Annotated in this window: 15 protein-coding genes; 4 read left to right on the forward strand and 11 right to left on the reverse strand. The window is 38.7% G+C overall.

Annotated elements, in window-relative coordinates:
* Positions 1 to 199: 199 nt before the first annotated feature.
* Positions 200 to 1288 (reverse strand): trypsin-like peptidase domain-containing protein, encoded by a 1089-nt coding sequence (locus IBX42_RS08380; RefSeq protein WP_294931621.1) that lies wholly within the window; start codon positions 1286 to 1288, stop codon positions 200 to 202.
* A 2-nt stretch (positions 1289 to 1290) separates the two neighbouring features.
* Entirely contained in the window at positions 1291 to 2604 is a 1314-nt protein-coding gene (locus IBX42_RS08385) for a hypothetical protein (RefSeq protein WP_294931624.1), read from the reverse strand.
* Between the two features lie 246 nt (positions 2605 to 2850).
* Here IBX42_RS08385 and IBX42_RS08390 point away from each other — a divergent pair, with 246 nt between their 5' ends.
* The 3 genes from IBX42_RS08390 (at position 2851) to IBX42_RS08400 (ending at position 7409) form a co-directional block, all read left to right on the forward strand.
* Entirely contained in the window at positions 2851 to 3663 is an 813-nt protein-coding gene (locus IBX42_RS08390) for a formate/nitrite transporter family protein (protein WP_294931627.1), read from the forward strand.
* Positions 3664 to 3670: 7 nt separating this feature from the next.
* Complete coding sequence (locus tag IBX42_RS08395) at positions 3671 to 5392, forward strand: bifunctional protein-serine/threonine kinase/phosphatase (protein ID WP_294931630.1); 1722 nt, start codon at positions 3671 to 3673, stop codon at positions 5390 to 5392.
* Between the two features lie 109 nt (positions 5393 to 5501).
* Positions 5502 to 7409: a ferredoxin--nitrite reductase gene (locus IBX42_RS08400; protein ID WP_294931633.1), complete on the forward strand. Its 1908-nt coding sequence runs from the start codon at positions 5502 to 5504 to the stop codon at positions 7407 to 7409.
* Between the two features lie 10 nt (positions 7410 to 7419).
* Here the strand turns inward: IBX42_RS08400 and IBX42_RS08405 are convergent, their stop codons facing one another.
* The 9 genes from IBX42_RS08405 to IBX42_RS08445 form a co-directional block, all read right to left on the reverse strand.
* Entirely contained in the window at positions 7420 to 7815 is a 396-nt protein-coding gene (locus IBX42_RS08405; protein ID WP_294931636.1) for a TOBE domain-containing protein, read from the reverse strand.
* Entirely contained in the window at positions 7812 to 8645 is an 834-nt protein-coding gene (gene modD / locus IBX42_RS08410) for a ModD protein (RefSeq protein ID WP_294931639.1), read from the reverse strand. The genes IBX42_RS08405 and modD overlap by 4 nt, the downstream gene beginning before the upstream one ends.
* 3 nt (positions 8646 to 8648) lie before the next feature.
* Complete coding sequence (locus tag IBX42_RS08415; protein WP_294931641.1) at positions 8649 to 9422, reverse strand: sulfite exporter TauE/SafE family protein; 774 nt, start codon at positions 9420 to 9422, stop codon at positions 8649 to 8651.
* Positions 9422 to 10276 carry an ATP-binding cassette domain-containing protein gene (locus IBX42_RS08420; RefSeq protein ID WP_294931644.1) on the reverse strand — a complete coding sequence of 285 codons (855 nt, stop codon included), beginning with the start codon at positions 10274 to 10276 and terminating at the stop codon, positions 9422 to 9424. The genes IBX42_RS08415 and IBX42_RS08420 overlap by 1 nt, the downstream gene beginning before the upstream one ends.
* Position 10277: 1 nt before the next feature.
* Complete coding sequence (gene modB, locus IBX42_RS08425) at positions 10278 to 10970, reverse strand: molybdate ABC transporter permease subunit (protein WP_294931647.1); 693 nt, start codon at positions 10968 to 10970, stop codon at positions 10278 to 10280.
* Positions 10963 to 11364 carry a TOBE domain-containing protein gene (locus IBX42_RS08430; protein ID WP_294931650.1) on the reverse strand — a complete coding sequence of 134 codons (402 nt, stop codon included), beginning with the start codon at positions 11362 to 11364 and terminating at the stop codon, positions 10963 to 10965. The genes modB and IBX42_RS08430 overlap by 8 nt, the downstream gene beginning before the upstream one ends.
* Positions 11361 to 12107 carry a molybdate ABC transporter substrate-binding protein gene (gene modA, locus IBX42_RS08435; RefSeq protein ID WP_294931653.1) on the reverse strand — a complete coding sequence of 249 codons (747 nt, stop codon included), beginning with the start codon at positions 12105 to 12107 and terminating at the stop codon, positions 11361 to 11363. Before modA ends, IBX42_RS08430 begins: the two co-directional genes overlap by 4 nt.
* A 9-nt stretch (positions 12108 to 12116) precedes the next feature.
* On the reverse strand, positions 12117 to 13592 hold the full coding sequence (locus tag IBX42_RS08440) for a hypothetical protein (RefSeq protein ID WP_294931656.1): 1476 nt from the start codon (positions 13590 to 13592) through the stop codon (positions 12117 to 12119).
* 159 nt (positions 13593 to 13751) lie between these two features.
* On the reverse strand, positions 13752 to 14543 hold the full coding sequence (locus IBX42_RS08445; protein ID WP_294931658.1) for a TOBE domain-containing protein: 792 nt from the start codon (positions 14541 to 14543) through the stop codon (positions 13752 to 13754).
* A gap of 196 nt (positions 14544 to 14739) precedes the next feature.
* Here IBX42_RS08445 and pyrH point away from each other — a divergent pair, with 196 nt between their 5' ends.
* On the forward strand, positions 14740 to 15453 hold the full coding sequence (gene pyrH / locus IBX42_RS08450; RefSeq protein WP_294931661.1) for a UMP kinase: 714 nt from the start codon (positions 14740 to 14742) through the stop codon (positions 15451 to 15453).
* Positions 15454 to 15518: the final 65 nt, after the last annotated feature.

Here is a 15518-nt window from a genome sequence, read left to right on the forward strand (position 1 = left end):
AATTTGCAAAACTCTTCTCCTGTATCTTTAAGAGTTCCTCCACTTTTTTGTTGTTACTCTCTATTTTCTCATTTAGCTCTTTAATAAAGCTCTTTGTATCTACTTTAAACTCTGGAAATTTTGACATAATGTTTTTTATTCCTTTTTTTCATATTTTATATAAAAAAAGAGTAATTATCGCTACAGTTTGCAAGCAAACTTACTCTTCTTCATCTCTTTTTTGTTTTGTGGCGCCAAATCTCTCTATTAAAATATCATCATACTCGTTTGCTTTTTTAAAAAGCCTCTCCATAGCAGTTTTCCCCTCTTTTAACGTTAACGAGGAGTCGATTACAAGGTAGGAGAGGTAGACAAAATTTTCATTTATAGAAAAACGCAGATAGGATAAATTATTGTTCTCACTCAGCAAAAAATCATAAATATCGGATATATTTTTTTGAGGTATAACACAAAGTTTGGAGTCGCCTATGATAATTCCGTTATCATAGTAGTTTATCTCGATGCGTGCTGTGCCGTAATCAACCCTCCATGAGGCTTGAGACCTTCTAGCAAGCGTTACGTTTACATCCAAGGATTCTAAAATCTCTTCAAGCAGTTTTGTACTGCCGATTGGGTTGTACCCCTTTCTTCGCAGTTTGGCGATCTCTAGTTTGGAGCCGCACTCTGGACAGTAATCATTTTTTATACTCTCTTCTTTTATTAGGTTTTTGCAGAAGGGGCATTTTATAATGTTTTGATAGTTTAAACTTTTGTAGCTTTGTAGTGCTTCATCGACGTAAAAATAGGGAAGGGCAAAGCCCAGGTTATTTGAGTCTTGTATGATAAAGGTGTTTACTCCGATAACCTCTCCGTCCGTGTTTAAAAGCGGTCCGCCGCTGTTTCCAGGGTTAATAGCAGCATCAATCTGGACATATTCAAGCTCTCCGTATATCCTTGAAGCTTTTGAGACAATCCCCTCCGTAGCGCTATAATGAAGCCCGTATGGGTGACCTACGGCAACTACCGTATCCCCGTTTTGTACTCTTTTTGTCGAGAGGATAAGGGGATTTTTAGGTTTTATAAAATCAAAACTTATAAAAGCCAAATCAAAATATGCATCATCATAGACAACTTTAGCGATGCTTCTTTTAATCTTCCTCGCACTAATTACCACCTCTTTAAGTCCGGCAACTACATGCGAGTTTGTAACGATGAGATCATCGACTATAAAACCCGTTCCGCTGCCGTAGGGAGTCATAATCTGTATAATGCTTTCAGCGTAAGTCTCTATTATGGATTGAGTGTTCATGGTTATATCTCTTCGAAGTCAAGATTTTTAAGTTGGAGATAAAAGCTGTTGCTAAACTCGTTTAGGGATGTGAAATTAAGCTTCTCGCCAAATGGTTTTAGCATCTTGTAACGGCTCTGATAAGGCGAAATGATATCCTCTATTTTAGAGATAATAACTTTTTTTGAAAATGTAGAGTTTTGCTCATCGTAAAGAGTCATGTAGCCAAGAGCTTTGAAAAACTCAGGATTTTGAATCTCTACCAATGTGTGAAGAAGCGCTTTTGTAACTGGATGAAGCCCGTAGTTGTAGAGCAGATAGAGTGCCACATACTTGTACATAGTAGGAATCACTTGGTTGTATCTGTTGTTTTTGTACCAACGTATTTTTGCAAGCGACTCGGTTATAAATAGCTCTATCTCTTCATGAGCCGATTTGTCACTTGGGTTGAAGGTGTATTTAGCGTCATAAAAGTTTGTCTTAAACTCTTCAAAACTCATCTCATGAAGTTCGTTTATATACTCTCTAATCTCTTCGTTTTTTGACTCGACGGTTAAGTTTTCATCGCTAAAATACTCTGCAATTTTTTTGCTTGATTTTTGAAAGATGCTATATTTTGGTACTATAAGATAGTCTATTTTGAAAATAAGACAAAGAAGTATAAACGACTGCATGGCGGCATTGTCATTTGATGGAAGCGTGGCTATCTTCGCGTTTACTTCATCAATCCATCTCTGCATGAAGTCGTACTTCAGTTTTAGCTCCTCTTCGTCCATGCTCTTTAAATGCTCTATATCTTCAAGAGAGACGTCAAGAAATTCGCTTTTAATATACTCTTTATCAAAGTCGGCATTGAGCGCTATTTCACGCAGCGGAAAAAATGCTTTTTGAGGCGTCATGGTTATGTTGTCAAGAAAAAGCTTTAGTTTTATATACTCCTCATCGCTGAAGTAGTAAGCGTACGTCAGTTGGTAGTTTCTCTCTAAAATCAGACGCTTTAGTGCGACATTCGCCGTTGCTTTTTTTGTCAAAATTGCTTCTGCATAGAGACTCTCTTTTGTGATAACTCCTGTTATTCTTGCCGTTCCCTGAAATATTTCAAAACGGAGCTTACCATCCTCTTTTGTAATTATAATGTTTTGGTTTGATTTTGAGTCTGAAAAGTTTTCAAGTGATCTGAAAAAAAACTCATAGGCATCCAGTATCTCTTTTGCCTCAAACGCCTCGTTAGATTTGTTAAATAAATCTTCCTCATCTTTAGAGAGGTTTGCGTTGATGCCTCTTCCAAAGGAGTGTTTATGTTCTACTTTTGGTTCAAAAAAATTCAGCCAATCCATTAAAGTCTCTCTTTGGTATTTTATGACTCTAATTATAGTAAAAGCTTCTTTATAGGAGATTAGAGGCACTTTAATATTTGCTCTCTTAGTAAAAATTGTCTATAATCTGTTTTTTTCGTTGATGAAACATAATAAAATATAAGATTGTATAAAATATATACAGGCTAGTTGTTTAATTATTATGCTTTAAATATACAATTCTATATCACAACAGTGAAATACTTTTCTACTTTTAAGGAGTGTGCCATGTCCTACTTGGTTCCTACGGAGTTTGTTACAAAAATGGTCGATGCGGGCGAGTCAAAAGTCTATATGTCAACGAAAGATACGATTATTAGAGCTTTTATGGCAGGGGCTATTTTGGCGCTTGCAGCGGCTTTTGCCATTACGGTCTCTATGTCTACGGGTTCGCCGCTTGTCGGTGCGATGCTCTTTCCTGTCGGTTTTATTATGCTCTACCTTATGGGGTTTGATCTGCTAACGGGTGTCTTTGTTTTGGTTCCGCTTGCTCTTATTGACAAGCGACCTGGAGTAACGGTAAAACAGGTTCTTAGAAACTGGGGACTTGTTTTTGTCGGTAACTTTGCGGGTGCATTGCTTGTGGCATTTATGATTTCGTTTATACTTACATATGGCTATCAAATTGAAGTAGGCGAAGTCGGTAAAAAGATCGGCTCTATCGGCGAAGCTAGAACACTTGGCTATCAAGAGCACGGGATTTGGGGTTGGATGACGGTTTTTATCCGCGGGATGCTCTGCAACTGGATGGTCTCCATGGGTGTTGTGGGAGCAATGATCTCGACGAGTGTAAGCGGCAAGGCTATTGCTATGTGGATGCCGATTATGCTCTTCTTTTTTATGGGCTTTGAGCACTCTATCGTCAATATGTTTTTGTTTCCATTTTCCATGATAATGGGCGGTAACTTTACGATTGGTGATTATCTTTTATGGAATGAGCTTCCTGTTGTTCTGGGGAACCTAGTAGGCGGTCTTGCTTTTACCGGGCTTACTCTTTATGCAACACACATAAAAACTGGTGCAAAAAGAAAACTGAGCTGATTCTCTTATGAAAAGCCGTTTAGAACTCTCTATCTCCCAGTACTCCACTGGGGGACGAAAAGAGATAAATCAGGACTTCCACGATATCTATATTCCCAAAGAGCCACAGCTCACACATAAAGGGGTTGCCATTGCCATTGCTGATGGCATCGGCAGCAGCAATGTAAGTCAAATCGCCTCCAAGGCAGCCGTAACCTCCTTTTTGATGGACTACACAAGCACACCCGAATCATGGTCTGTAAAAAAATCAGCACTTAGGGTTTTGGGTGCCGCAAACTCATGGCTCTACTCCCAAACCATGCAGAGTAACTACTCCCATGATAAAAACAGAGGTTTTGTCTGTACATTTAGCGCCATGGTGCTTCGCTCTAGCACTGCCTACCTCTTTCATGCCGGCGATACGCGCATCTACCGTTTGCGTGATGGTATGCTTGAGCAGCTCACACAAGATCACCGTTTATGGGTCTCAAGAGATAAGAGTTACCTAAGCCGAGCTTTGGGCATGGAGCCACATGTGCGGATGGATTACAGCAGTTTTCAAGTCGAAGTCGGTGATATCTTCTGTTTTATGAGCGATGGAGTCTATGAGTATGTCAGTGATACTTTAATGGTAAAAATGATAGAAAAACATCAAGATAGATTTGAAGAGATTGCAAAAATTATCGCTAAATATGCTTACAAGGAACAAAGCGATGACAATATCACCATTCAGCTTGTTCGTGTGGATGCTTTGGCAAAAAAAGAGCTCAAAGAGATCTACAAACAGATAGAGGAGAAACCTTTTGCACCTCTGCTTGAAGCAAGAGAGGAGTTCGAAGGCTACACTATTGTGCGGGAGCTGAGTGCTAGCAGCAGAAGCCATGTCTATCTTGGGGTGGATAGTCAGAGTGGCACGCAGGTTGCGCTCAAAATCCCATCTATCGATATGCGAGGCGACAAGGCGTATTTGGAGCGTTTCTTGATGGAGGAGTGGATAGCAAGACGCATCAACAGCGCACATGTTTTAAAATCTTTCGCTCCTTCACGCAAAAAAAATTATCTCTATAATGTACTAGAGTTTATAGAGGGGCAAACGCTCTCTCAGTGGATTATCGACAATCCAAATCCAACTCTTGAGACAGTGCGGCAAATGGTAGAGCAGGTAGCAAAAGGGCTTTTGGCGTTGCATCGTCAAGAGATGATTCATCAAGACCTCAGACCGCAAAATATTATGATTGAAACCTCAGGCACGCTAAAAATCATAGATTTTGGCGCAACAAGAGTGGAGGGCATCATGGATATCAATATCCGCCTTGAACAAGAGAACCTCTTAGGAACGGCACTCTATAGCGCCCCTGAGTATTTTTTGGGCAAAGAGGGAACGGTATGCTCAGACCTCTTCTCGCTCGGGGTGATAGTCTATGAGATGTTATCGGGTCACTTTCCTTATGGCGTGGAGATTGCAAGAGTAAAAAACGAAGCTGCACAAAAGAGACTTCGCTACACGCCACTCTATCACTACAACCAAGAGATTCCCGTGTGGGTTGATGAGGCGGTGAAAAAAGCAGTTGCCATCAATCCAAAAGAGCGCTATGAGGAGCTAAGTGAGTTTTTGTATGACCTACGCCATCCAAATGAGGAGTTTTTAAAGAAGAAAAAACCGCCCCTTGTGGAGAGAAACAGCGTCATATTTTGGCAGGGCGTCTCTTTTGTTTTGGCTCTTGTCTTGGTATTTTTGTCTCTTAATTGAGCCATTTTAAGTTCTTTTCTTATTGTATAAAAAACAAGCAGTAAATTGCTTATTTTATTTTTAATAACTGCTAGAATTGTGACTATACTCGATAGAGATCGGAGTTACAATGGAAGCATTACAAGAAGCGTACGAAGCAAGAGTAAAAAAAGTAAACAAAGTTGAAGAGACAAAAGCGATTAAATCTCCAAAAGAGGCGTTTGAGATGCTCGGTCATTATGCAAAAAATGGCTACGCATCTATTTCAAGCGAAGATAAAAGCTACTTTTTAAAGTGTTTTGGCATTTATGACAAAGATGCGCAAACACCGCAAAAGTTTATGATTCGCGTTCGCATTAGCGGAGGCTACTTGAACGCTGAGCAAGCAAGAGTTTTGGGTTTAATTGCAAAAGACTTTGGAGAGGACTACATCGACATAACAACCCGTGCGCAGATAGAGTTTCGCTATATTGACATTAAAGATATTCCTACTATATTTGAGCGCATTAGCGCGGTGGGAATAAGCTCTTACCAAACTGGTGTGGATAACTTTAGAAATATTGTAACCGACCCGCTGGACTCACGTGGGTTTGATAATGTTTTGCCCTCATACGAACTCTTGAAAACTCTAGAGAGCTCTTTTTTGCAAAATTATGAGTGGATAAGCGTACTTCCAAGAAAGTTTAACACTGCTATTACGGGTTCAATCTCAAACAGATGCAACGCTTTTAGCCATGACTGCTGTTTTGTTTTGGCGCAAAAAGAGGGGCTTTACGGATACAACATGTATCTTGGCGGCAAAGTTGGCAAAGTGGCAAATAGTGCGGATATTTTTCTTCTGCCTCATGAAGTCCCTCATGCTTACAACTCCATTATTGACATCTTTAGAAGATTTGGATTTCGCGACAACAGAAACAAAAACCGTCTCTCTTTTTTAGTCGAAGCAGTGGGTATGGGGGAGATTCGCTCTGCAATTTGCCAAAATGCTGGAGCTCTTTTTTCACATGCCGGCGAGACTATGACAAAGCTTGATTTTAATGACCCTGACCATGGAAAGGTACAGCTTCGTGATGGGACTCTAGGCGTTCACATGGTTGTTCCCGCGGGTATCTTTAGCGGAAGCGATTTGTTAAGCGTGGCGGATGTAAGCGAGAGATTTGGCAATGGCGAGATTCGTTTTGACATAGAGCAGAGCGTCTACATCCTCGGCGTAAAAGAAGTGAACTCCCTACTCTCTGAACCGCTCTTTCAAAAATACAAAAGCGTAGACTCGCCCTATAAAAATCATTTAATAGCATGTGCAGGTTCTCAGCACTGTGCATTTGGAGTGATTGAGAACAAAAGTGATGCTATAAAGATGGCGGAGTATTTGGAGCAAAAAGTCCCGCTTCATGAGGGGCGAGTGCGCATGTACTGGTCTGGATGCGTCAAGGGGTGCGGTCTGCACGGGCTTGGAGATATCGGTTTTGAGGGGTGCAAAGTCAAATTGGACGGCGAGATGGAGGGGGGAGTTCATATCTCTCTTGGCGGAAAAATAACAAGCGAAGGACTAGAGGGGTATGCCGTTGTCAAATCGGCTCCGCTTCGATATGCGCATCTTTATGTGGAGACTCTGATGTTTGAGTACAGAAGACTTAAAAACCCATATGAGAGCTTTGAGCTTTTTCATGAGCGGATTTTAAAGCTCTATACGCCTCAGGCAATAGGCTTTATGATGAAGCTTGGAGCTTATTTGAGAGAGAAAAACAGCAATGTTGAGATAGGTTTTGGCGAAAAGGTTAACACTGGAAAAAATGAGGAGTTTGAAGTTTTTGAACTTGGACGGAAATTATACTATAAACTATCAGCTAAAGAGCCGTACTCTGCCTATGAGAGATTTACAAATACTCTAAAGAACGAAAAACTTCAAGATATCCGTATGTTTACACCACATGTAGATGAAAATCTCTCCATTTTATGTGAGAGAATTTTAGGTACAAAAGAGCAAAATAGGGCGGTGGTTTTTTCAGAGCTTGAAGAGTTGATTTTGCTCGGTTAAGTCAAAAAAATTACAGTATTTGCAATGTTACTTCACTTGCCTTTACAACCCATCTAAACTCATCGCCTATTTTGCATTTTAGTCCATGAAGTGCGCCTTTGGTGATAAGTGCGTTAATCTCATGCCCTAAAAAATCAAGTCTGATATTTGCAAGAAGTTTGCCATTTTCTATGTGGGTGATTTTTGAAACAAATGAATTTCTCTCACTCACAATGGAGTCGGTAGTTGCAAGGGTCACATCGGTCTCTTTAAATATAAGATGTACATCCATCCCAACCTCCAGCCGATTTTCATCCCCGTTTTTAAGAAGCAAAGAGTTGAAAAGATACCCCTTTACATCCATAAAAACAAGCATCAAGCTTTCACTTTGTTTGATGGAGACGATATTTCCCTTTAAGATATTCATCTGTCGGCTCCTTTGAGCGTAGTACGCATCTGCACTTTTATATCAAGCGGTTTTGCATGGTATGGTGATGATGTAACTATGAGATCAACTCCCGTTTTTGCGAAATCCGCAATATTTTTAACATTTATGCCGCCTGTCGCAGAGACGGTAATATTTTTAAACTCCTCTTTAAGAGCAACACACTCTCTTAGAGTCTCAAAATCCATCTTTTCGCACTGTAGTATATCCGCACCCAAAGAGGCGAAATAACGGGCATATTCAAGGTTTTTTACCTCTACTGTTATTTTTTTTTCTATAAACTTTTTCTTGATAATCTTAAAGTTTCTCTCTAGTTCTTGCTTGTCGCTAAGAAATACCAAATGTTGCTCAAAGATTAAAATCGAATCGTAAAGTCCAAGCCGATGAGGTGCTCCACCGCCGTCCATCACCGCTTTTAACATGAGCTCTTTTGAACCTGGGAAATTTTTTCTTGTTGTTGTTATGGCAATATCCGGATTGATGGCTTTTGCAAGTTGCAGCATTTTGTCTGTATATGTGGCGATGCCGCTCATATACTCAAAGATATTTTGAGATATTTTCCAAGCATGATGAAGCGATTTTGCATTTCCGCTGCACTCCAAAATAGTCTCTTTTGGAGCAGTCATATCGCCGTTTTTTTTCAAAAATCTATATTTTAAACCACACTTTTTTACAATCTTCTCTACTTCATCGCAGCCGCTGAGGATTATCTCACTCTTTGGAGCAAAACTCATAGAACCCTCTTTAACGCCGATTCCCAGCCCAAAAGTTGTCAAATCAAAATAGCCGCCGTCTTCAAATAGCAGATCCATATACTAAACCTTTTTTTTACTAAAAAGTTTATATGCGGAGATTAAAAGGATAATTCCAAGTAAAGCTTCTAAATAAAGGGCATCTACTATCCCATACGCTAAAGCTCCTATAAAAGCACCAATCATAGAACCGATTGCCATATAGATGATAATCTCTTTAAAACCAAAAACTTCTTGCAGTCTCTTTGTTTTATTGTATTTATAAATACCGACGAGTAAAGTAGGAAACGATATAAGCAGACTTAATGTTCCTGCTGTTTTTATATCAACAGAATACAAAAGTACAATAGTAGGGATAAGAAGCTCTCCTCCGGCAACTCCCAAAATAGAACTTATCATCCCTATGCCCACACCAAGAGCAAAACCTAAAATAATCCCAATCCAAGAAGGAAGTAAAACTTCACTTTTAAAATCAAAAAACATATGACTAAAAAGCACAAAACTTAAAAATACAAGTAAGATAAATATATAGCCGTTTAGCTTTTGTTTATCAATACTTGAAGCTTTGTTTGCCCCGATGTAAGCACCGATGAGAGTTCCTGCTAAAAGATTGGCAACTATATAAAAATTTGAATATATACTCTCATCTATCCCTCTAAAAATCAAAGCGAAAAATACTGTTACCAACGAGATAATAATATTGAGCATTACCGCATGGAGGGTGTCTATTTTTAAAACACCGACTAAAAATGGAAGGCGAAACTCTGCACCTCCCAAACCGATAAGTCCTCCTAAAGAGCCTATAGAAGCTCCGCCTATAAATGATTTGAGTTTCACTACAAACCTCTGATCATAGGGCTAAATGCTTTAGTGCCCAAACTTACACTTTGACCTATTTTTAAACTATGAGCTTCATCATCACTTATCACCACTTCAACTAACTGTTGACCGACTGAGACGATGGCTATGTTGATCACATCTACTTTTACTATATCGAGTAACTCACCCTCAAAAGAGAATTTTTGACTGCCACTAGTTTTGAGTAAAATATCTTTTGGCGAGCCGTCGTTTACAATCTCTCCAAAATTTAACATAATCACTCTTTGTGCTAGTCTATATATCTCACTTGGATCATGGCTTACCATAATTGTTGTAGTTCCAAACTCTTTATGGAGTGTTAATATCTCTTGTTGAAGCTTAGTTCTCATCTGTGGATCAAGTGCCGATAAAGGCTCATCAAGAAGTAAAAGTTTTGGTTTATTCATCATAGCACGACAAAGACTTACACGCTGTTTTTGTCCACCGCTTAGAGTGTTTGGCAGTCTTGTCTTTAGTTCAGCCAACTCTGTCATCTCTAGTAGACTCTCTGCTAATCGCTTATCTTTGTGTACATATAGTAAATTATCAAGTACGCTCATATTATTAAAGAGTGCATAATCTTGAAATACAAATCCTATTTTTCTTTTTTGCGATGGTAAACAAAACTTCTTATCAAGCCAAATTTCATCACCTATTTGAATAGTTCCGCTAGCTTCTTCAAGACCTGCTAAAATTCTTAAAAGTGTAGTTTTTCCACTTCCGCTTTGCCCTGCGAGTGCGACAAAGTCACCATCTTCAACAGTTAGATTTACGCTCAAATCCATTTGACCGTCTGCGCCATGGAGTTTTTTATTTATAGCTATATTTATCACTTTATACTCCTATCTTTTTATTCTGTTTGCCGTTAAAAACATAAACACTAAGAAGTACCAAAAAGCTAATAACCACCATGATGGCACTGTAAATATGAGCTGAAGTATAATCCATTATTTCAACCATCTCATAAATAGCAACAGATGCCACTTTTGTCTCACCCGGAATGCTTCCCCCAACCATCAAAACAACTCCAAACTCTCCGACTGTGTGGGCAAAAGTTACAATAATTGCCGTCATAAGTGCCGGTTTCATGTTTGGAAGAGCAACTTTAATTATGGTTTCAAACTTACTTTTGCCGGCTAAATAGCTAGCTTCGAGCATATTTTTATTTATAGATTCAAATCCCCCCTGAAGAGGTTGCACCATAAACGGAAGAGAGTAAAAAGCACTAGCTACTACAAGCCCCGTAAAGTTAAAAACAAGTTTTACCCCAAAAACATCTTCAAAAAACGCCCCGACAGGAGAGTTTTGTGATAATGCCACAAGGATATAAAAGCCTAAAACAGAAGGCGGCAGTACAAGAGGAAGTGCTGTTAAACTCTCCCAAAACGGCTTCATCTTTGAGTTTGTTTGAGATAGATACCAAGCCAAAGGGATACTAATAATAAAAAGTATCAAAGTTGTCAAACCCGCTAGTTTAAAAGAGATTAAAAATGGTTCAAACTCTAAGTCTTGAAATAGCTCAATCATCACAAATCTCACTTATAGAAACTTCACTTGCTTTTATAAAAGCCGTGACCTTATCTCCTGCTTTTAAATTCATTCGTTTAGATGAATCCACTGTAATAATTGACTCCAAATCAGTGTCAAAAAACTTAAGTTTTATGTTGGATAAAAGTTGCCCGTTTTCACAAGATACGATGGTTGCTTCTAATTTATTTGAGTAACTAACCTCCCCGCTGAAATCTTTGGCAATTGCTATATGAGACGGTTTAACGGCAAGCTTCACTTTTGTTCCGACTTGGATGGCATCATTTAAATCCAAACTCATCATAGATAAAGTTTGACCGTTAGAGTCAAACTTTACTATATGCAAACTATCACAAGCTTCTATTTGTGTTACAGTTGCAATCAAACTGCTCATGGAACTAAATATCCAAAATCAATTAATATTTTTTTCGCTTGAGCACCTAACATAAAATCATAAAATGCTTTCGCATCACTGTTGTCTTTAGCATTTTTAATGATTACAATCCCTTGGTCAATCGGGGTGTAAAGCTTAGAATCCACATCTGCCCAATGTACACCCTCTTTGTACTGAGCCATTTTAGGGCTATAGAGTGAAGATTTTGCAATGAAGCCTATATCTGCAGCTGTTACAGCATAAGAAACTGTTTGGGAGATAGATTCTGCATATACAAATTTACTCTCTACATCAGCTAAAACTCCGGCATTTTTTATAGCTTCAAGAGCTGCTTTGCCGTACGGGGCAGTTTTTGGATTTGCAATTGCGATTTTCTGGATACTTTGATCTTTAAGAAGATTTATTGATTTTGAAAAATCTTTTTGACTATTGCTCAGCATCGCTAAACTTCCTTGTGCATACACAACCGGTACCGTAATCGCAGTACCTTCTTCATATAAGTTTTGCGGAAACATCATATTTGCCGCCATAAAAAGTTGGTATGGTGCACCGTTTTTAATTTGAGCAGTGAGTTTTCCACTACTCCCTAAAGTTACCTTTACTTGTGTGTCGGGATTTGTTTTATGAAACTCTTCCAAAAGGGTATCCATAGCATAACTCACATTTGCAGCAACGGCTACATTGATAGTTCCTGCAAACAGACTCATACTTAAAAGCATTAAACCTAGTACTATTTTTTTCATCTTTAATCCTTAAAATAGGTAGTTCAGCTCAAAACGAGCATCTAAACTATCCGCATCTACTTTATCAGTATCCGTATAACCTAATCTTAAACGCCACTGTAACTCTGGCATCATAGGTAAGTTTTGTACAAAGCCCGCGTAATAGAAGTTTTCATCAAACTGTCCTTTATTCTCATCAGCGTCTGTGTGAAGAGCAGAGAGCTGCATAGCCACATCTTTATAAACTCCTGTTTTATTTGGATTTATGGTTAATTCAGCACGATAACTTTTTGTATTTGCTACCCAGTTGTATCTTGCCATAGAGCGAGTATAGCCTGCTGTTGGAAATCCTCTCCAAGGAGTCACTAAATCCGCTTCATCCATAACTTGAGAATAGCCTAGATTTAATTTAAAATTTTTATAAGCTCCTACTAAACGAGCCGCTATCATTTGCGAATCAAGAGAAGAAGCATCTTTGTAGCCGCCAAATGCACCGCTTTTTCCTACTAATTTACCGTTAATAGCTGCTCCGCCAATTTCACCTGCTCCGTTATCAAACTGTTTGATGTAGCGAACACCCGGCGAGAGAGAAAAGCCATCCATGTTTATTTTGTAATTTGCCTCTGCCATTATTTCAGATACAAGCTCAGGTACTACGTAAAATGAAGTGTTGAGTTTTAAATTCTCTATAGAAGTATTTTGAATATCTCCTGTTATTAAAGGGGCATCTTCTTTCCCAGCATCTTTTAGTTTTGTATATGTCAAACCCTTATGCATTGCCGAATCATCATTTTGATCCCAAGACGGGTTTAAAGATGAAGAGGAGCTTGCATCACCCCATGCCAAAACTGAGTGCGTGTCTGTATGCGCACGGAGTTTTTCTTTTGCTAGATACGCAAGTTTAATCGGAGTTTTTGAAACAAGAGTTGTGTTAAAAACTATACCGTCAAAAACGTTTGGTATCATTTTTGTATCGTTTGAAGCGGTATAAAAAGTTTCTACTAGCTGACGACCAACTGTTATGTCACTTTTTTCTAAACCGCTATAGCGAATGTAAGCCTGCCCTAAAGCACTCATATTTTGATTTCCCGTATTGCTATAATCAAATCTACTAAGAACATCTTGCCCTGGTTTGGCAAATTTAATGTCAGCTTCTGATAAGTTTGTAAATCCATGACTATAGTAAAGAGCGCCTCTAAAATCAAAGTCATTATAGATGGCACTTTGATACACTAATGAACCGCCCAAACCACTTGTGTAGTGATCTTTTTGATCTTTATTTTCTTCTTCCCATTTGTACATAAATGTATTTGAGCGAAGTCTGCCGTAAAAAATCCCCTCTTTAAACATTTCCGCAAAATTATCAACTTGTTTAGGTTTTTGACTATAGACCAGTTGATAATTTGTTTTAAGTGCCTGTTTAGGAACTTCGTCATTTGCACTTGTTACGGTTGTTACAAGTAGTGCCGCCGCTATAACAGTGCTTAATCGAATTTTTGTTTTCAATCTGTTTTCCTTTAATGTAATTTTAATTTGTTATACTTTTATCGCTTCTTCCAAAGCACTTGTCTTGCAGTTACCGCTGCAAGGCTTTTAATTCTCATCTCTCATTTGACCTCCAACTTTTAATTTTCGTAATATTAAAAAATCCATAGCGATAATTTTTTACCATCTGCCTAAGATAATGCTTTTTGGTTTACAAAAAGCGCTTACCTGCATCCCTTTTTTGAGATTTAATTTCTCAAGCAGCTCTGTTGGCATAATAGAACATACCGTGTTAGAGCCTTTTAGCTCAATGATAACCTCTGCATTTAAACTATCATGTTCTATTCGGATAATTTTCCCTATGAAACTGTTCATATCGTTTTTATCGGGTGAAAATTCATCATTTAAAATCAGAGCGTTTGCTTTAAAGAGCGCATACAGCTCCATGCCTACATCAATTTCAAGAGTAGTTAGTGAATCATTTGTGATGATTGCCGTTATACTCTCTTTGTTGTTAAGCTCAAGAGAGAGTATGCTCTCAACGGCTCCACTTTGAATAGTTAAAACTTTTGTCTTTAGCTGATTTCTTGCACTTATACGGATATCCATACTCTTTAAAAGATGGATATGTCCGTTTTTTTCACTTACGCGCTTGGAGAGATTTTCTAAAAATTGCTGATGCTCTTCTTGAAGGATTTTGTAGGTGTCTATAAGCTCTTTTGCATACTCGCTCAGATGTGTCCCGCCGCCGCCTTTGCCGCCTTTAGAACTCGTAACAAGCGGAAATTCAGAGAGGTTGTTCATGGCATCTACGGCATCCCATGCAGCTTTGTAGCTCATCTTCATGGATTTAGCCGCTTTTGTTATGGAACCCTCTTTTTGGATGTGTATTAAAAGTTCCATGCGACCTTGTCCAAGGAAGCTATGTTCTGATTTATTTATCCATAATCGTCCGTTAATACTGTTTGGCATGGTTTTCCTTAAATGTTAAAAGCGTAGTATATAAAAATATATAACGCTTGTCAATTATATTGAGAAACAATACATGCAGGATTCAATCTGCCTGTATTGTTTTTTTAAAAAGCAGTAACATCAGTAGTTTGTAAAACAAAGCAAAACAAAAGCCAAATTTAAGTAGAATTCGCGCAGTTATAGACAAAGGAAGTGCATGGCTAATAAACGGGTTTTAGTTAAGTTTTCAGGCGAAGCTCTTGCAGGTGAAGCGGGTTATGGAATTGACACGAAGATTTTAAACTATATATCACAAGAGATAAAGTCGCTTGTAAATGCCGGTATCGAGGTTGGAATAGTTATCGGAGGCGGCAATATTATTCGCGGAGTTACCGCTGCACAAGATGGAATTATTAAAAGAACTTCCGGTGACTATATGGGAATGCTTGCTACCGTAATCAACGGGATTGCGATGCAGGAGGCTTGTGAACATGCCGGCTTGGAAGTTCGCATGCAGACCGCTATTAAGATGGAGCAGATTGCTGAGCCTTACATAAATCGCCGCGCTGTTCGTCATTTAGAAAAAGGACGTGTTGTTATTTTTGCAGCGGGAACCGGAAATCCATTTTTTACTACAGATACGGCGGCAACTCTAAGAGCAGTTGAAATCGGCGCAGAGGTCATAATAAAAGCAACAAAGGTTGACGGAGTTTATGACAAGGATCCAAATAAGTTCAGCGATGCCCTAAAGCTGCCTGAACTATCATACGAGCAGGCGCTTTCAGACAATATAAAAGTTATGGACGATACTTCCATCGCATTGGCAAAAGACAACTCACTTCCTATTTTGGTATGTGATATGTTTAAAAAAGGTAATCTTTTGGATATTTTGCAAAATGGAAATATGCAAAACTGCTCAATTGTAAGATAATTGACCTTATGCACTTTTGCAAAAAAGTTCGTAAATACCTCTAATTTTCTCGAAAAGTACCCTTT

Origin of the sequence: Sulfurimonas sp. (assembly GCF_014859695.1) — a bacterium.
In the GTDB taxonomy this organism is placed as follows: domain Bacteria; phylum Campylobacterota; class Campylobacteria; order Campylobacterales; family Sulfurimonadaceae; genus Sulfurimonas.